This window comes from Butyricicoccus sp. AM05-1 (assembly GCF_003474415.1).
Classification (GTDB): Bacteria; Bacillota; Clostridia; order Oscillospirales; family Butyricicoccaceae; genus Agathobaculum; species Agathobaculum butyriciproducens.
This window is the reverse complement of record NZ_QUDG01000002.1, coordinates 163,714-180,688: the sequence shown is the minus strand read 5'-3', so window position 1 is coordinate 180,688 and position 16,975 is coordinate 163,714. Positions and strand designations below refer to the sequence as shown.

The following is a 16,975-nucleotide window of genomic DNA, read 5'->3' as shown; positions in this document are numbered from 1 at the left end:
TATCCATGATGTACTTTTGCTCAAAAAAGAGCGAAAGAATGTGCAACCCGGCAAAACGAAAACGACCATACAGGAGTATTTCTACTCTTGTATGGTCGTATATTTTAGGCTTTCCGTTTGAAGGCGTCACTCAAAATCTGTTTTTCTACAAATCCCTGTGTGAACGCTCCTAAAGGAAGCCTGTTTTTGTTTGTGTAAATGGGGAATGGTTTGTAAATTCATTTGCAGGTGTGCTCCCCTACGATGAAGTTGGTACAGATGGTCCGGAAAATATGACCGTTACGTTCATTCTCCATTTTCCATTCTCAATTCGGCAATCAGTCGCCCATCGACAGTCCGAGCGCTCTTGCCTGCTTCACCAGTTCGCCATCGGGCGGAACGGTTTTCAGCTTGCCTGCGACCTCGGTCAGCGGAACCGGCACGATATGGTTATCCTGCAGCGCGACCATATAGCCGAATTTTTTCTGCGTGATAAGCTGCGCTGCCGCTACGCCGAACCGGCTGGTCAGCACGCGGTCGGCCGGGCAGGGAGCGCCGCCGCGCTGATAATGGCCCGGAATGGTAACGCGAATCTCCTGCCCGGTCAGCTCCTTGAGTTCGTCCGCAATGCGGTAGGAGATGGACGGATAGGTCATCGCCTCGCGCGCCGCCTTGAATTCCTTTTTGCTCAGCTTCGCCTCGTCTTGACTTATCGCGCCCTCAGCCACTGCAATGATGGAGAATCGTTTGCCCGCCTTGGCACGTTTTTCGATCGCTGCGGCAATCTTCTTTGCGGAGTAGGGAATCTCCGGAATGACGATGACATCCGCGCCGGAGGCAATGCCTGCGTACAGCGTCAGCCAGCCGGCTTTATGTCCCATAACCTCCACGATGAACACACGCGAGTGCGAAAATGCGGTGGAATGGATGGAATCAATAACCGTGGACGCAATATCAATCGCGGACTGAAAACCGAACGTCAGCTCGGTGCCCCACAGATCGTTGTCGATCGTCTTGGGCAGCGTTACTACGTTGACACCCTTCATGCTCAGCAGGTTTGCGGTCTTGTGCGTGCCGTTGCCTCCAAGAATGACCAGACAGTCAAAGCCTGCCTTTTTCACCGTGTGCAGCATTTTATCCAGCTTGGTCTCCTCGCTGTCCTCGATGGTCTTGCGCATTTCCTTGAACGGCTGGCGCGATGTACCGAGAATGGTGCCGCCGACGGTCAGAATATCCGAAAAATCCTCGGGCAGCATTTCGTGGTAATCGCCCTCGATCAAACCGCGGTAGCCGTCCCGAATACCATAGATGGTTACTTTATCTCCCAGTTCGTTATACAGTGTTTTCGCTACACCGCGCAGTGCCGCGTTCAGACCCTGACAGTCGCCGCCGCTGGTCAGCATACCAATCTTCAACATACTCGTCTGCCTCCTGACTCTGTTTTCCGCATTCTATATATGTATAATGCGCAGTATCATTTTTTTACTATACCCTATTTTGTGTAAATTGAAAAGATACTTTACACAGATTCCACGGTTTTTTCACATGGATTTTTTGTGACTTTCGGCAGTTGCATATTGAGCGGCAGATGTGTTATGCTAATGCCAGACAGATTCCCTGCAACTGACGGACACAGGTGGAGCGCAAACCACCGGGGAGCAGGGAGTTCCGTAATCAGATGCACCGTGAAGTGCATCTCAATGCCGACCGTCTGGGCAGTGTCGCAAGCAATACGCGATGCTGTCCTTTTTTGTTGCCATAAAAAGGACAGCAGACAGCACAAACAGGAGGAAAAGAACATGAACGCATGGAACAACTTTAATGGCGGCAACTGGGAAAACGAGATCAACGTCCGCGATTTTATCCAGAAGAATTACACCCCGTATGATGGTGACGGCGCTTTTCTGGCTCCGGCTACCGCACGCACGACTGCGCTGCGTGAGAAGTTCGACGCACTGCTCGCGGAGGAGCGCGAAAAGGGCGGTGTCCGCAATATCGACACCGAGACCGTTATCACCATCACGGCGTTCGGCCCGGGCTATCTCGACAAGGACAACGAGGTAATTGTCGGCCTGCAGACCGATGAGCCGCTCAAGCGTGCATGCAATCCGTTCGGCGGCATGCGTATGGTCCGTGATGCGTGCAAGCAGTACGGCTATGAGGTTTCTCCCAAGATTGAGGAGGAGTTCAAGTACCACAAGACCCACAACGACGGCGTATTCTCCGCATATACCAAGGATGTCCGTGAAGCGCGTCACGTTGGTCTGCTGACCGGCCTGCCGGATGCTTACGGCCGCGGCCGCATCATCGGTGACTATCGCCGCGTGGCACTGTACGGCGTGAACCGTCTGATCGCGGAAAAGCAGAAGGACAAGGATGCGCTCGGCAGCGTGCCGACCACCGAGAAGGAAATCCGCTGCGCGGAGGAGCTCTCCGACCAGATCAAGGCACTCAAGGACATGATCGCAATGGCGGCTTCCTACGGCTTTGACATCACCCGTCCGGCGGAGAACGCAAAGGAGGCCGTTCAGTGGCTGTACTTTGGCTATCTTGCCGGCATCAAGGAGCAGAACGGCGCCGCAATGAGCCTTGGCCGCACCTCCACCTTCCTCGATATCTACTTTGAGCGCGATATTGCGGCAGGTCTCATGACCGAGTCCGAGGCGCAGGAGATCATGGACGACTTCGTTCTGCACCTGCGTATGGCGCGCCACCTGCGCACGCCGGAGTACAACGAGCTGTTCGGCGGCGACCCGATGTGGATCACCGAGGCGGTCGGCGGCATCGGTGAGGACGGCCGTCACATGGTTACGAAGAACAGCTACCGCATGCTCAACACCCTGTACAACCTGAACGCTGCCGCAGAGCCGAATCTGACCGTTCTGTGGAGCGAAAACCTGCCGGAGAACTGGAAGAAGTTCATCGCAAAGGTATCCATCGACACGGATGCTCTGCAGTACGAGAATGACGACGTTATGCGTCCGTACTATGGCGATGATTACGCCATCGCGTGCTGCGTATCCGCGATGCGCGTCGGCAAGGACATGCAGTTCTTCGGTGCGCGTGCCAACATCGCCAAGCTGATGATGATGGCGATCAACGGCGGCCGTGACGAGAACAAGTTCGAGCAGGTCGGCCCGGAGATGCCGGTCATGGACGGCGATGTGCTGGATTACGAGGAGGTTCTCCGCCGCATGGACTTCTACCGTCCGTGGCTGGCTAAGACCTACGTTTCCGCGATGAACACCATCCATTACATGCACGACAAGTACGCCTACGAGAAGAGCCAGATGGCGCTGCATGACACTGAGGTGCGCCGCCTGATGGCGTTCGGCATTGCGGGCATGAGCTGCATGGCGGATTCGCTCTCCGCAATCAAGTATGCCAAGGTAAAGCCCATCCGTAATCCGGAGAACGGCATTATCGTGGATTTTGAGATCGAGGGCGATTTCCCGAAGTTCGGCAACGACGACGACCGCGTAGATCAGATCGCGTGTGAGCAGGTCGAGAAGTTCTATCAGGCACTGACGCAGTTCCCGCTGTACCGCGGCGCAATTCATACGCTGTCCATCCTGACCATCACCTCCAACGTAATGTACGGCAAAAAGACCGGCAACACGCCGGACGGCCGCCGTCACGGCGAACCGCTGGCACCGGGCGCAAACCCGATGAGCGGCCGTGATGTTTCCGGCGCACTGGCATCGCTCAACTCGGTTGCAAAGCTGAGCTACACCTACTGCCGCGATGGCATCTCCAACACGTTCTCCATCACGCCGGGTGCACTCGGCAAGACCGATGAGGAGCAGGTGAACAACCTTGTTGCCATCATGGGCGGCTACTTCGCGCAGAACGCGCACCATCTGAACGTAAACGTGCTCAACCGCGAAACCCTCATGGCGGCTTACGAGCATCCGGAGCAGTACCCGAACCTGACCATTCGTGTTTCCGGCTACGCGGTCAACTTCTACAAGCTGAGCCGCGAGCAGCAGCGTGAGGTTATTTCGCGTACCTTCCACGAGGCGATTTAACCTCTAAGGGGGACGCTGTCCCCCTTAGATACCCAACCGGTTCCTTGCGAAACCGTTTGTGATAACCCCCTCTCGCCCGCACAGCGGACGAGGACGCGCCGCCGCGGCGCGGGCAGAGGTATGGTTCCGCGGCAAAGCCACGGAGCCATTTATTTTTCCCGAATAGAAAGGAAAGTGGCAATATGACCGGAAACATTCATTCCATTCAGTCCCTCGGCGCGGTGGACGGCCCCGGCGTGCGATACGTTGTATTTATGCAGGGCTGCCCGCTGCGGTGCGTCTATTGCCACAATCCCGATACATGGCTGACCGAAGGCGGCGCACCGACCGACGTGGACGAGCTGGTCCGCAAGGCTCTCCGGTTTCGTCCGTACTGGAAGAATGGCGGTGGCGTAACCGTCACCGGCGGCGAACCGCTCCTGCAGTCCGAATTTGTTGAGGAGTTTTTCGCCAAGCTGCATGAGCACGGCGTACACACCGCGCTCGATACCTCCGGCGTGGGCAATCTCTCCAAAGCGGAAAAGGTGCTCGCGCACACGGATTTAGTCCTGTGCGACCTGAAATTTCTCACCAAAGCGGATTATCTCAAGAACTGCCGCGCGGATTTCGACCAGATTGAGCGTTTCCTGCAGCTGACCGCGATGAAAAACGTGCCGCTGTGGATTCGGCATGTGGTCGTGCCCGGTCTGACCGATGGGATGGACCATTTGCGCCGCGTCAAAGCCAAGGCGGAAAGCTATCCCAACTTTGAAAAGCTGGAGTTTTTGCCGTTCCACAAGCTGTGCATGGAAAAATATGAACGGCTCGGTCTGGAATTTCCGCTGAAGGATACGCCTGCCATGAACCCGGATGCCCTGAAAACCATGGTCGCACAGCTGTAACACGGTAAAACGGGAATCAAGCGGCAAATTATGAACTTTAGGCAACACCGCGTCTTGTCAGTACGCAAAAATTACGCGCAAATCACTCTTGTTCAATTATGCGGTGTTGCCTTAGAAACAAACCTTTCAAATTCTGTTCAAAATTCGTTCACACATTTTGCGGCAAAGTGCGGTATACTAACATTGTCGATGAGGGAAGCCGCAATCCCGAACGACACAGCCTACTGATTTTTTTTATTTCTCTTTTACCCCCTTTATTTTGTGAAATGACCGAAAACACCCTGTTTCCGTTCCCCCTCGGAGGCAGGGTGTTTTCCTGTCCGAAACCGGGTTTTCGGCAGTACACAAACCTTTCAAATTCTGTTCAAAATTCGTTCACACATTTTGAAGCAAAGTGCGGTATACTAACATTGTCGATAAGGGAAGCCGCAATCCCGAATCGATAGTCATCTACAATCTTTTATTTCTCTTTTACCCCCTTTATTTTGTGAAATGATCGAAAATGCCTCGGTTCCGTTTCCCCCACGGAGCCGGGGTGTTTTCCTGTCTCGGAGTATCTTTGAAATGGTTAAGCAGGGTACTTGTTTACATTGTTAAAAATATTTCAAGGTCTGTTCACGATTTGTTCACAATTAAAGGGTGTTTGCGCGATATACTATAGGTGTCAGTAAGAGTTCCCCCTTTTCTCAAGCTGACAACCTCTTTTCTTTGATTTTATCACCTTTTCTTAAACTCTTTTCATTTGCATCAATGAGAACGCCCTGTTTCCTTCCCCCGGGAAACAGGGCGTTTCTCTTTTGGTGCCAAACTGCGGTTTGGACGATATGCTGTTTTCTTTTCATATCCTTCACAGCATATTCAAATTTCGTTCACACATTCGGTATAAAAAGACGGTATACTGTACTTGTCAGTGAGGGAGAGCCGCAAATCCCGCATTGACGTCATCCGATTTTTTTCATTTCTCTTTTTTCCCTTTTTTCAATTTGTGTTATTAACCGAAAGCACCGTTGTTTCGTTCCCCCGCGAAACAGCGGTGCTTTCCCGTTTTTGGCATTTGTCAATAAATAAGCCGGTGCGATGCTTGCGGAAAACGTTTTTTTAGGGTATACTGTTTTTTAGGCAAGATATATAGGTAAGGAGTTGTTTTTTATGGGTTGCTCGCATAATTGCGATAGCTGCTCGTCTAACTGCGGCGGCGAAAAGAGCCTCAAGGTTGCAGCCAATCCGGCGGCCTCTGTTAAAAAAGTCATTGGCGTTGTTTCCGGCAAGGGCGGCGTAGGCAAGAGCCTGCTCACCTCGATGATGGCGGTCGGCATGACGCGCAAGGGTTATTCCTGCGGTGTGCTGGATGCCGACATTACCGGCCCGTCTATCCCCAAGACCTTCGGCGTACACGGTCAGCTCGAGGGCTGCGAGGAGGGCATTCTTCCGGCACGCAGCGAAGGCGGCGTACAGATGATCTCGATCAATCTGGTGCTGCCGCATGAGGACGATCCGGTTATTTACCGCGGTCCGATCATCGCGGAGACCGTCAAGCAGTTCTGGTCGGACGTTGTATGGGACGACGTAGACTTCCTGTTTGTCGATATGCCTCCCGGAACGGGCGATGTACCGCTGACCGTGTTCCAGTCCCTGCCGGTGGACGGTATCATCGTTGTCACCTCGCCACAGGATCTGGTCTCCATGATCGTCGGCAAGGCGGTTAAGATGGCGAAGATGATGAACATTCCGGTGCTCGGCATCGTGGAGAACTACAGCTATCTGGCGTGCCCGGACTGCGGCAAGCATATTTCGGTGTTCGGTGAGAGCCATATCGACGAGGTAGCCGCGCACTACGAGCTGCCGGTTCTGGCAAAACTGCCGATCGACCCGAAGCTGGCTGCGGCGGTTGACGCAGGCAAGATCGAGGATGCAAAGCTGCCGGACGAGCTTTCCGGTGCGCTTAAGACCGTGGAGGGTCTGTTATGAACATTGGCGTAGCATATGAAAACGGCCGAATCGCCAAGAATCTGGGAGACTGCCGTGAGGTGCTCATTATCACCACCGAGGGCCGGGAACCGGTCGGCAAGCGCATTGCCGGGATTGCCGGCACATCCGCGACCGACCTGATCAAGTTCGCCGGTCTGGAGCAGATCGACGTGCTCATCTGCGGTTCACTCGGTCTGGCAACGCGCAACGCACTCGAGATGCTCGGCGTGCTGCTCGTGCCCGGCTGCGAAGGCTCGGCGGAGGAATCCGTAGCGAAATTCCTCGTCGGTGAAAAGCAGGGTGACCCGACCATCCTCGAGATCGGCCGTGAGGAAGATCCAGATGATCCGATGGCATGCATGCACGACTGTGCAAAGTGCTCCGGCTGCGGCCCGAGCGAGCTGCTCAAGCAGATTCCGGTCGAGGAGATCAAGTAAAACTATAAAAACCACCGAATTTCGGTGGTTTTTATGGTTTTAATGGAGAATTGAGGATGGAGAATGGAAAATGATTGTTAAGATGAAGCGAGTGCCGCTCCTTTTGCAGAAAGGTAATTCTCCATTTTTCATTCTCCATTCTCAATTTGATGAAACTGTGTTATAATCAAATGTATCATTATAATATAAGGAAAGAAGCTATTATGGATACCGAAAATCCGAAAACGGCAATCGAATACATACACTCTCTCGGCAGATTTTCCGGCAAGCCGGGTCTGCACCGCATCAAGGCGCTGTGCGAGGCGCTGGGCAACCCGCAGGACAGGCTGAAGTTTGTTCATCTTGCGGGCACGAACGGCAAGGGCTCGACCGCGTGCATGATCGCCTCGACACTGCAGGCGGCCGGACTGCGCACCGGACTGTATACCTCGCCGTATCTGGTGCAGTTTTACGAGCGCATCCGCGTGGACGGTGTGATGATCTCGGACGACGATCTGACGCGCCTGTGCGAACGAGTAACGGTGGCGTGTGAATCGCTCACACTGCCCGAGGGTGAGACCATCGGCGAGTTTGAGTTCACGACCGCACTGGCATTCCTCTGTTTTGTTGAGCAGGAATGCGATATTGTGGTTCTCGAAACCGGTCTGGGCGGCCGCTGTGATGCGACAAATGTCATCAAAAATGCGGAGGTCTGCGTGATTACGCCGATTTCGCTCGACCATATGGCGGTGCTCGGCAACACAACGGCGGTCATTGCGGCCGAGAAGGCAGGTATTTTCAAGCCGGGTACGGCGGTTGTCTGCGCGGACGGTCAGCCGAACGATGTACAGCGGGTGCTGCGCCGTGCCTGCGATGCGGCGGGCGCTGTCTGGTTCGGCGGAGCGGAGGACTGCCGCGTGCTGCGGTGCGACATCAGCGGTTCGGCGTTCGTGTATGAGGGACAGGGCTACACCATTGCCATGCCCGGACGGCATCAGCTGCAGAATGCGCGGACGGCTCTGCGGGCGCTGAACGCACTGCGTGAGCGCGGCTGGAACATTCCGACCGAAGCCGCTGTGCGCGGTCTGGCGCGGGCGCGTATCGCAGGCCGGCTGGAACGCGTGGTCGATCAGCCGCTCATCCTGCTTGACGGCGCACACAATGCCGCAGGCGCGGACGCGTTGTGTCACGCGGTGGATGAGCTGCTCAAGATGAAGCGGCTGCACGTTGTGATGGGCATGGTGCGCGACAAGGACTACGAAACCTGTGTTCACGAGGTAGCCAGCCGCGCGGACGACTTTTACGCCTGTGTGCCGGATGCGGGTGAGCGTTCGCTGGATGCACACACGATTGCAGAGCTGGCGCGGCAGTCGTGCAAGAGCGTGTACGAGTGCGAATCCGCCGAGCACGCCATTGAGCTTGCGCTGGAGCATGCGAAGATGAACGACTGCATTCTTATCTGCGGTTCGCTGTACCTCATCGGTGAGTGCGAGAAGATTTTGCGCGGCCGACCGAAAACGACAGATTAAAATGGAATAAACAGGTAAAATAAGGCTTGTACTTTGAAAGTACAAGCCTTTTATTTTTGTGTCAGTTGTTTTCAATAGGTATATTGTTTGGTATATCGCAGGGCGGGGTGCCCTGCGAAATAAGAGGTAATATTTTGCTGATTTCGAGGTGACATATATGCTGCAAATCACGCAGAGAAGGCAGGATGGCACGCTGATCGCGGTGTACACCGGTGAGCTGGACCATCATGCAGCACGGACGGCGATCGAGCAGACCGAGGATCTGCTGGTGCTGTTTCCGTGTGAAAAGCTGGTGCTCGACCTGTCCGAGCTGACGTTTATGGACAGCTCCGGTCTGGCGGTCGTCCTGCATCTGTACCGCACCTGTTCCCGCAGCGGACGCGAATTTGCGGTGCGCGGCACACCGCCGCAGCCGATGCGGGTGTTTGAGGCGGCCGGTCTGCCGCAGGTGATGGTTTTTGAAAGGGGGAAGGAATAATGCGGGCGGTCATCAACAAAATGAGCCTGAAATTCGAGAGCCATTCGGTCAACGAGGCATTTGCGCGGCAGGCGGTCGGCGCGTTTGTCGCGCAGCTGGACCCAACGATGGAGGAGCTTGGCGACATCAAAACCGTGGTCTCCGAGGCGGTGACAAACGCCATTGTGCACGGCTACGCGGACAAATGCGGATTTATCACGGTCACGGTGCGGCTGTTCGAGGGACGCGCTCTGGAACTGAAAGTAAAAGACGCCGGATGCGGCATTGAGAATGTCGAGCAGGCGCGCCAGCCCATGTTCACCACGGGCGACGACACGCGCAGCGGCATGGGATTCACTATCATGGAGACATTCACGGACAAAATGCGCGTGCGCTCCACGCCGGGGAAGGGAACGCTGGTTGCGATGGTCAAGGTGCTGAAGGAGCGGCAGGCGTGACCGGAGAAATGCGCACGCTGCTTGAGCAGGCGGCTTCGGGCGACAGGGATGCGGAAGCGCGGCTGATCGAGGACAACAGCGGTTTAATCTGGTCGATCGCGCGGCGGTATTACGGGCGCGGCACCGAGCCGGACGATCTGTATCAGCTGGCGTGTGTCGGCTTCATCAAGGCCGTGCGCGGTTTCGATGTGTCGCGCGGCAACGAGTTTTCTACCTATGCGGTGCCCAAAATCGCGGGTGAGATTCGGCGGTTTCTGCGGGACGACGGTGCGGTCAAGGTCAGCCGGGCGGTCAAGGAACGCGCGGTTCGTGTGCGCCGCCTGCAAAGCGATTGGGAGAGCCGGAACGGGCGGTCACCGACTGTATCGGAACTGGCACAGGCCGCCGGATTGACGGTCGAGGAAGTAGCGGCCTGCGAGCAGGCGGACGTGTCGGTGGACTCGTTCGAGCGGGAGCTGTCCGGCGGCGGACGCGTAGGTGATCTGGTCGGTGACGAGGGAATGGAGGAGAGAACCTGCCTGCATCTGTCGCTGCACGAGGCACTGCAGGACTTGCCAGACCGCGACCGGCAGGTGCTCAGTCTGCGCTATTCACGTGACTTGACGCAGCAGCAGGTCAGCCGCATTGTCGGCGTGTCGCAGGTGCAGGTCTCGCGCATCGAAAAACGTGCCATAGAGAAGCTGAGGGAAATGCTGAGAGAGTAACAGAAAGTCGAAAAAAGAAGAGGAATTGTTCCGGTCGGATTGACATATTTCTCGGTTTGCGGTATTATAATAATACCAGACGGCATCATAGAGTGTCCGTCGCAACTATGAAGCAGGCAATGGGACCGATTTCCGTGTGTCTGTGGAGTTATGTATGTGGGTTCGGGTGAGTACCGCAGATCGGTGTAGGCGTAAGCTGAAAGAAAACACCCTTGAAAGGGATCTGCTTGCAGATCCCTTTCATTTTTACATAGAAATGACGGTGTTGGTATGTGTTTGCTGCGGAAAGCAGCGGAAGCGTGGGAAAAATTATTAAATCTTCGGTATGATATGGTGTTCGGACGCAAAAAGAAAAGCTACGTGGTTTCACTTTCGTTTGAACGCTATGATTTTCCGCATTTAGTCGGTATGCAGTACGCAAATGATGTTGATTTTAAGATCAACTCAGCAGAGTATTACGGCGAAAAGCTGATAACAGCAATTTTATCCGGAAGATTAGATCCGAAGCGGATTGAAAAATCGAAGAACTGGGATCGTATACAAAAACGATTGCAGGTGCTTGTAAATTTACAGGATACGCTGGAAAATGGTTTTTCATTCTTTCTGTTTTCCAAAGCAAAAGTGCCGAGATACAGTAAAATAGATGCAGAGTACCTGATTCGCAACAATCATTCAGGCGAAATGTTCTTTGTTTTTCTGGATAAGGAATCCGGAAGATATTTCTGTAAATCTGCATTTGGTTCGGAAATGGATTATTCTCGCAACCAGACACCGTTGACGCTGCTGTATAAATGCAGGGTAGAAGGAGAAAATAAGGAAGTTTTATTTCAGCACCCAAAGTATGTTGCAGACACTATATAAAAAGGAGATTCTCGTAGAGAATCTCCTTTTTTATAATCAATCTCAAATTTTGTGCATAAACTGTCCGGCCGACTTGGCCATCAGCCGCTTGGTGCCCTTCTGATCAAATGCAATTTCGAGCAGGGCATCGCCGCCCATCGGCTTTACCGACACGATCAGTCCATCGCCGAAGGCCTTATGGAACACGCGGTCACCGGCGGCAAAATTCGGCAGCGGCTTGCTTTGGGCTGCCGAGGTCAGCGACGCGCTCGGCGCTGCATTTGCAGCGGAAACGTACCGCGCGCGCGCCACCTGCGGACGTGAAAGCGTTGGATCGGGTGCAGTTGCGTTTGAGAACCGGCGGCTTCCGGTGATATTGCTCTCAAGCAGCTCCTCCGGCATCTCATCAACAAAGCGCGACGGATGCGAATACTGCGTGCGGCCGTACAGCAGGCGGCGCTCCGCGCAGGTGAGATACAGCTGCTCCTTCGCGCGGGTGACGGCAACGTAGCACAGGCGGCGTTCCTCCTCCATGTCCTCGTCCTTCTCCATTGCACGGAAGCCGGGGAACAGCCCGTCTTCCATGCCCGCGAGGAATACGACAGGGAATTCCAGACCCTTGGCGGCATGCATGGTCATCATGATAACCGCGTCATCGTCCTCGCCGGACTGGTCGGCATCCGTGTACAGCGCCATGTTCTCGAGAAAATCGCCGAGCGACGGCGTTTCGGTCTTGTCCTCGTAATCGACAATGTAGGATTTTAACTCCTCGATGTGCTCAATGCGGCTTTCCTCTTCTGCGCCGCCCTTTAGCTGCAGCGCACGGATGTAGCCGCTTTTGTCCATGAGTTCGTCGTACAATTCGGAAAGCGAGACAAATTCCCGCAGCTTGCGCAGATTTTCGATCATCTCGCCGAACTTCTCCATTGCCGCGGCGCCGCGGGACAGGGCAGGGTACTGAGAAGCATGGCATACCACATCATACAGCGTCGTGCCGTACTCGACGGCAAGCTGCATGGCGGTTTCGACCGACTTATCGCCAATCTTGCGGGCAGGCGTGTTGATGATACGGCGCAGACGCAGCTCGTCTGCCGGATTTTCGATCACCCACAGGTAGGCGAACATGTCCTTGACCTCGGCGCGCGAGAAGAAGTCGCGGCCCTTGTACACGCGGTACGGAATGCCCGCGCGGATGAACGCGGCGGCAATGTTATCTGAAAGCACGTTGTTGCGGTACAGAACGGCAAAATCTCCCCATTTCCGGCCCTGCTCCACGCCTTCGCGGATGGTATCGGCAATGTAGGCAGCTTCGCCTTCCTGGCTGTCCGAGCGATGCAGACGGATTTTCGCACCGTCACCGTGGTCGGTCCACAGCTCCTTGCCCTTGCGGCCGACGTTGTTGCGGATAACCTCGTTTGCGGCATTCAGAATGTTGCCGGTCGAGCGGTAATTCTGTTCCAGACGGATGGTTTTCGCGTCTTTGAACTGCTTTTCAAACTCCAGAATATTCGTGATCGTTGCACCGCGGAACTTGTAGATACTCTGGTCGTCATCACCGACCACGCAGATGTTCTCATAATAACCTGCCAGCAGGCTGGTGAGCACATACTGCGCATAGTTGGTATCCTGATACTCGTCCACGAGAACATAGCGGAACTGGCGCTGATAGTATTCCAGCACCTCGGGGTTGTTCTGCAGCAGCAGCACGGTTTTCATGATAATGTCATCGAAATCCAGTGCACAGGCCTTTTTCATGGCCTTTTCGTAATCGCGGTAGACGTCTGCGACCTTTTCCCGGAAGTAGTCACCAGCGGCATCCGCGCTGAACTGACGCGGGGTCATCAGCTTGTCCTTCGCGCGGGAGATCATGCCCATCACGGTTCGCGGATCAAAATTCTTGGGATCGAGATCGAGCTTTTTCATTACGTTGAGAATGACGCGCTTCTTGTCGTCCTCATCGTAGATGGTGAACGCGCTCTCAAAGCCGAGCAGGTCAACGTGCTTGCGCAGAATGCGCAGGCAGGCTGTGTGGAAGGTGTACGCCCAGACAGCGGACGCGGCTTCCTCGTCACCGAGGGCAAATTCCAGACGCTCGCGCAGCTCACGCGCGGCCTTATTCGTGAACGTGATCGCAATCACCTGCCATGGGCGGGCGGGATTCATCGCGCACAGGTGCTCTGCGCGGGCGCGGTTCTCCGGCTTAGGATCGGTCAGGTATTCGGTCAGGAACAGAAGATCGTCCTCGGTCGCCCAGTCGGGCGCAAGTTTACTTTCCAGTCCGTCACCGAACTTGAGAATGTTGATGATGCGGTTGATGAGCACGGTCGTCTTGCCGCTGCCTGCACCCGCCAGGATGAGCAGCGGGCCTTCGGTCTGATAGACAGCCTCGCGCTGCTTGTCGTTTAATTTGGAAAAGCGCTGTTCGATGATCGCACGCCGGACAGCGGCATATTTCATATCAAATTTGGTCGGTTCCATAGTTTTCCTCGTTTCGTTTGAAGATACACAGATAGTATACCATATTATATGGAGCAGAACAAATGTTCTTTTTCCGTTGACTAAGACAGGGGATCGTGTGTAAAATAAGAGCGAGGTGAACCGTTATGACCGAACAACAGCGGCAGGAAACCTATGCACAGATGCTCGTGCGGCTTTCGCGCTCGAATTTCCGCAGCCGTTTTCATTTGAAGGCACAGGACAAGCAGTACATCCGCGAGAAGGGATGGAACACGGTTGCCGACCACGCGGCAGATTTCGTTTCCAAGCGGCTTGCACCGGCCGAGCCGAAAAACGACGGCAAGCAGACACCCATGCGGGGACATCCGGTGTTCATCGCGCAGCACGCGACCGCCTGCTGCTGCCGCGGCTGTCTGGCAAAATGGCATGGCATCCCGCAGGGCGTGCCGCTTTCGGCGGAGCAGCAGGTCTATATCGTTGGAATGCTGATGAACTGGATGAGGAGAGAAATGGAAAATTGAGAATTAGAGTGAGAGTGAAGAGAGACTTGCGGTTTACCGCTCTCCATAGAATAAAAAAGAGACGCAGTTGCGTCTCTTCTGCTATTTTGGCATATAGCTGCGGATAATACATAGTATGAGTGCGATTCCGCTGGAAACACCAATCAGGTATTGATGGTTGATATAATCGTCCATCGTGTGCGGTGTGTGGGCAGTCAGAGTGATCCAAACCGCAATTCCGACAGCAATCATGGCCGACAGGGCACAGAGAATATTGATAACGCTTTTTCGATTCATCACAGTAGCCTCCCATCATAAACGAGGTTAGTCGGTATATACACAGCATAGCACAGCGATAGGAAGAACGCAATAAATGTGATGCAGATGGTTACAGTAAATAGCGGTTATATAAAAGGTAAGAGGTACTAAAGATGAAACTCTCAGGTGCCGTCCGTAACCACTGGGCCAACGAGTTGCCCGCCGCCGCGGGTGCGGCGAACCACCCAGTCGTCCGGACGGCGCCCGCTCCATATCCGATAGTGAACAATTTGATGAGGATTTGTATAGCTGCAATAATCTTCATGATAAAAATCTACATTTCGTACAATCAATCTCTTGTCACAAACGACACGATTTGATAATATATAAAGTGTATCGCTGTTTTGCTTGCCAAATGACAAAACAGCATAATTGATTCTCTGCCGGGCGGCAGGGATAAGGAGGAAATTGAGGTTTCATGAGTAAGGTTGAGCAGTATATCACCAGCATTCCGGATTTTCCGAAGGAAGGCATTATCTTCCGCGATATTACCACCGTGCTCGGTGACGCGGACGGCTTCCATCTGGCGGTAGACGAGATGACTGCGCTGCTGGACGGCGTAGAGTTTGACGCAATCGCCGGTCTGGAATCCCGCGGATTCCTGTTCGGTGCACCGATGGCGTATAATCTGCATAAGGCATTCATTCCGATCCGCAAGCAGGGCAAGTTGCCGCGTGCAACGTCCCGCATGTCCTACGAGCTGGAGTACGGCATGGAGACCATCGAGGTACACCGCGATGACATCAAGCCGGGGATGAAGATCGTCGTTGTTGATGACCTGATCGCTACCGGCGGCACGCTTGAGGCGGCTGTCCACCTGCTGGAGCAGCTCGGCGCGAAGGTCGTCAAGGTTGTCTGCCTGCTGGAGCTCAAGGGTCTGCACGGACGCGACCGCATCAAAACCTGTCCGGCGGAGACGGTTGTCGCTTACGAGGGGAAGTAAGTAAAATTATCATTTCACAGTAATCAAGGCGAAAGCCTGAAAATTAAAAAGGGGGTTATTCGATGTTTGAACGTGTTTTCAAGCTATCGGAACACAAAACCACAGTCAAGACCGAGGTCATGGCCGGTATCACTACCTTTATGACCATGGCGTACATCCTTGCCGTAAACCCGAGCGTACTCGGCTCCACCGGTATGGATACCACCGCGGTATTGCTGGCAACCGCTCTGGCATCCTGCCTGGGCACGCTGTGCATGGCGTTTATGGCAAACCTGCCGTTCGCGCTCTCTGCCGGCATGGGTCTGAACGCCTTCATGGCGTACACCGTTGTTGCAGGCTATGGCTACAGCTGGCAGGTTGCGCTGCTGGCCGTATTCATTGAGGGCCTGATTTTCATCGTCCTGTCGCTCACCAACATCCGTGAGGCCATCTTCAATGCCATTCCGCTGACGCTCAAAAAGGGTGTTTCGGTTGGTATCGGTCTGTTCATCGCCTTCATCGGCCTGCAGAACTCCGGTCTGTGCGTGGACTCCGCAACGCTGGTCGGCATCATCAGCTTCCCGGAGAATTTCCACACCGCTGGCATCTGCGCGCTGCTGACTCTGATCGGTCTGTTCTTCACCGCAGTATTCTATACCCGCAAGATGAAGGGCGCCATCCTGTACGGCATCCTGCTGACCTGGATCCTCGGCATGATCTGCCAGGTGACCGGCCTTTACGTTCCGACGCCGGACGCAGGCTTCTATTCTCTGTTCCCGAGCTGGGGCATGACCGACTTCTCCAGACTGGGTCTGACCTTCGGCCAGTGCTTCAACGTGGATTTCAGCGCGGTTGGCATTGTAAACTTCATTGTTGTCATCTTCTCGTTCCTGTTCGTTGATATCTTCGACACCCTCGGCACGCTGATCGGTGTTGCCACTAAGGCGAAGATGCTCGATAAGGACGGCAAGCTGCCGGGCATCAAGCCTGCTCTGATGGCAGACTCGATTGCAACCTCCGCAGGTGCAATTCTGGGTACTTCCACCACCACCACCTTTGTTGAGTCCGCATCCGGCGTTGCAGTCGGCGGCCGTACCGGCCTGACCGCTCTGGTTACCGGCATCCTGTTCCTTGTATCCACGCTGTTTGCGCCGATCTTCACTGCCATCCCGTCCTTCGCAACCGCTCCGGCGCTGATCATGGTCGGCTTCCTGATGGTAGGCACCGTAACCGAGATCAACTTCGATCTGGACAACCTGACCGAGTCCATCCCGGCTTATCTCGCCATCATCGCTATGCCGCTGTTCTACAGCATCTCCGAGGGTATCTCTCTGGGCGTTATCTCCTACGTTCTGCTGAATGTTGCAGCCGGCAAGGGCAAGAAGGTTGCTCCGCTGATGTACGTTCTGGCAGTACTGTTCGTACTCAAGTACATCTTCCTTTAATTAAGAAATCGTAAAGATTGCAGAAGGCTGCCGAAGCTCGCTTCGGCAGCCTTTTTTGTATGGCATGAAAATC

The 16,975-nt window shown here is 54.5% G+C and carries 15 protein-coding genes and 1 riboswitch; of the genes, 12 read left to right on the top strand and 3 right to left on the bottom strand.

The genetic code is table 11. The features are described 5' to 3' along the window. Window positions 1-317 precede the first annotated feature (317 nt). On the bottom strand, window positions 318-1,397 hold the full coding sequence (locus DW088_RS04815) for a 6-phosphofructokinase (RefSeq protein ID WP_117751038.1): 1,080 nt from the start codon (window positions 1,395-1,397) through the stop codon (window positions 318-320). A gap of 191 nt (window positions 1,398-1,588) precedes the next feature. Beyond that, a riboswitch (ZMP/ZTP riboswitch) is annotated at window positions 1,589-1,703 on the top strand. 75 nt (window positions 1,704-1,778) lie between these two features. On the opposite strand from DW088_RS04815, the gene pflB reads away from it, so the two are divergent. The 9 genes from pflB to DW088_RS04770 all read left to right on the top strand — a co-directional run bounded on the left by pflB (window position 1,779) and on the right by DW088_RS04770 (window position 11,281). Beyond that, on the top strand, window positions 1,779-4,007 hold the full coding sequence (gene pflB / locus DW088_RS04810) for a formate C-acetyltransferase (protein WP_118359911.1): 2,229 nt from the start codon (window positions 1,779-1,781) through the stop codon (window positions 4,005-4,007). A gap of 182 nt (window positions 4,008-4,189) precedes the next feature. Further along, window positions 4,190-4,888 carry a pyruvate formate-lyase-activating protein gene (gene pflA / locus DW088_RS04805; protein WP_118359909.1) on the top strand — a complete coding sequence of 233 codons (699 nt, stop codon included), beginning with the start codon at window positions 4,190-4,192 and terminating at the stop codon, window positions 4,886-4,888. A 1,149-nt stretch (window positions 4,889-6,037) separates the two neighbouring features. Beyond that, window positions 6,038-6,856 (top strand): P-loop NTPase, encoded by an 819-nt coding sequence (locus DW088_RS04800; protein WP_117751035.1) that lies wholly within the window; start codon window positions 6,038-6,040, stop codon window positions 6,854-6,856. Then, the gene (locus DW088_RS04795; RefSeq protein ID WP_110435316.1) at window positions 6,853-7,293 is read left to right on the top strand and encodes a NifB/NifX family molybdenum-iron cluster-binding protein; all 441 of its coding nucleotides are present in this window, start codon (window positions 6,853-6,855) and stop codon (window positions 7,291-7,293) included. The genes DW088_RS04800 and DW088_RS04795 overlap by 4 nt, the downstream gene beginning before the upstream one ends. Before the next feature lie 203 nt (window positions 7,294-7,496). Further along, window positions 7,497-8,801 carry a bifunctional folylpolyglutamate synthase/dihydrofolate synthase gene (locus DW088_RS04790; protein ID WP_158574612.1) on the top strand — a complete coding sequence of 435 codons (1,305 nt, stop codon included), beginning with the start codon at window positions 7,497-7,499 and terminating at the stop codon, window positions 8,799-8,801. A 157-nt stretch (window positions 8,802-8,958) separates the two neighbouring features. Continuing rightward, window positions 8,959-9,279: an anti-sigma factor antagonist gene (locus tag DW088_RS04785; protein WP_118359905.1), complete on the top strand. Its 321-nt coding sequence runs from the start codon at window positions 8,959-8,961 to the stop codon at window positions 9,277-9,279. Further along, complete coding sequence (gene spoIIAB, locus DW088_RS04780; protein WP_110435313.1) at window positions 9,279-9,716, top strand: anti-sigma F factor; 438 nt, start codon at window positions 9,279-9,281, stop codon at window positions 9,714-9,716. Before DW088_RS04785 ends, spoIIAB begins: the two co-directional genes overlap by 1 nt. After that, window positions 9,713-10,420 (top strand): sigma-70 family RNA polymerase sigma factor, encoded by a 708-nt coding sequence (locus tag DW088_RS04775; protein ID WP_243029788.1) that lies wholly within the window; start codon window positions 9,713-9,715, stop codon window positions 10,418-10,420. Before spoIIAB ends, DW088_RS04775 begins: the two co-directional genes overlap by 4 nt. A 276-nt stretch (window positions 10,421-10,696) precedes the next feature. Next, window positions 10,697-11,281, top strand: a complete 585-nt coding sequence (locus DW088_RS04770) for a PBECR4 domain-containing protein (RefSeq protein WP_147323783.1) — start codon at window positions 10,697-10,699, stop codon at window positions 11,279-11,281. Between the two features lie 42 nt (window positions 11,282-11,323). Here DW088_RS04770 and DW088_RS04765 read toward each other — a convergent pair whose 3' ends face one another. After that, window positions 11,324-13,738 carry an ATP-dependent helicase gene (locus tag DW088_RS04765; RefSeq protein ID WP_118359903.1) on the bottom strand — a complete coding sequence of 805 codons (2,415 nt, stop codon included), beginning with the start codon at window positions 13,736-13,738 and terminating at the stop codon, window positions 11,324-11,326. Window positions 13,739-13,863: 125 nt separating this feature from the next. Here DW088_RS04765 and DW088_RS04760 point away from each other — a divergent pair, with 125 nt between their 5' ends. Continuing rightward, a complete protein-coding gene (locus DW088_RS04760; protein ID WP_118359901.1) occupies window positions 13,864-14,238 on the top strand; it encodes a DUF4186 domain-containing protein in 375 nt (124 codons plus the stop codon). An 81-nt stretch (window positions 14,239-14,319) separates the two neighbouring features. On the opposite strand, the gene DW088_RS04755 is transcribed toward DW088_RS04760, so the two are convergent. Continuing rightward, a complete protein-coding gene (locus DW088_RS04755; protein ID WP_117489659.1) occupies window positions 14,320-14,514 on the bottom strand; it encodes a hypothetical protein in 195 nt (64 codons plus the stop codon). 439 nt (window positions 14,515-14,953) lie between these two features. Between DW088_RS04755 and DW088_RS04745 the strand changes: the two genes are divergently transcribed. Both DW088_RS04745 and DW088_RS04740 read left to right on the top strand, forming a co-directional pair. Continuing rightward, window positions 14,954-15,478, top strand: a complete 525-nt coding sequence (locus DW088_RS04745; RefSeq protein WP_110435309.1) for an adenine phosphoribosyltransferase — start codon at window positions 14,954-14,956, stop codon at window positions 15,476-15,478. A 62-nt stretch (window positions 15,479-15,540) separates the two neighbouring features. Beyond that, complete coding sequence (locus DW088_RS04740) at window positions 15,541-16,902, top strand: NCS2 family permease (protein WP_118359897.1); 1,362 nt, start codon at window positions 15,541-15,543, stop codon at window positions 16,900-16,902. The last annotated feature ends 73 nt before the right edge of the window (window positions 16,903-16,975 follow it).

Coding starts and splice junctions, on each gene's coding strand:
- DW088_RS04745 (WP_110435309.1), top strand. CDS start 14,954: ATGAGTAAGGTTGAGCAGTATATCACCAGCATTCCGGATTTTCCGAAG.
- DW088_RS04765 (WP_118359903.1), bottom strand. CDS start 13,738: ATGGAACCGACCAAATTTGATATGAAATATGCCGCTGTCCGGCGTGCG.
- pflB (WP_118359911.1), top strand. CDS start 1,779: ATGAACGCATGGAACAACTTTAATGGCGGCAACTGGGAAAACGAGATC.
- DW088_RS04755 (WP_117489659.1), bottom strand. CDS start 14,514: ATGAATCGAAAAAGCGTTATCAATATTCTCTGTGCCCTGTCGGCCATG.
- pflA (WP_118359909.1), top strand. CDS start 4,190: ATGACCGGAAACATTCATTCCATTCAGTCCCTCGGCGCGGTGGACGGC.
- DW088_RS04795 (WP_110435316.1), top strand. CDS start 6,853: ATGAACATTGGCGTAGCATATGAAAACGGCCGAATCGCCAAGAATCTG.
- DW088_RS04800 (WP_117751035.1), top strand. CDS start 6,038: ATGGGTTGCTCGCATAATTGCGATAGCTGCTCGTCTAACTGCGGCGGC.
- DW088_RS04790 (WP_158574612.1), top strand. CDS start 7,497: ATGGATACCGAAAATCCGAAAACGGCAATCGAATACATACACTCTCTC.
- spoIIAB (WP_110435313.1), top strand. CDS start 9,279: ATGCGGGCGGTCATCAACAAAATGAGCCTGAAATTCGAGAGCCATTCG.
- DW088_RS04760 (WP_118359901.1), top strand. CDS start 13,864: ATGACCGAACAACAGCGGCAGGAAACCTATGCACAGATGCTCGTGCGG.
- DW088_RS04785 (WP_118359905.1), top strand. CDS start 8,959: ATGCTGCAAATCACGCAGAGAAGGCAGGATGGCACGCTGATCGCGGTG.
- DW088_RS04740 (WP_118359897.1), top strand. CDS start 15,541: ATGTTTGAACGTGTTTTCAAGCTATCGGAACACAAAACCACAGTCAAG.
- DW088_RS04815 (WP_117751038.1), bottom strand. CDS start 1,397: ATGTTGAAGATTGGTATGCTGACCAGCGGCGGCGACTGTCAGGGTCTG.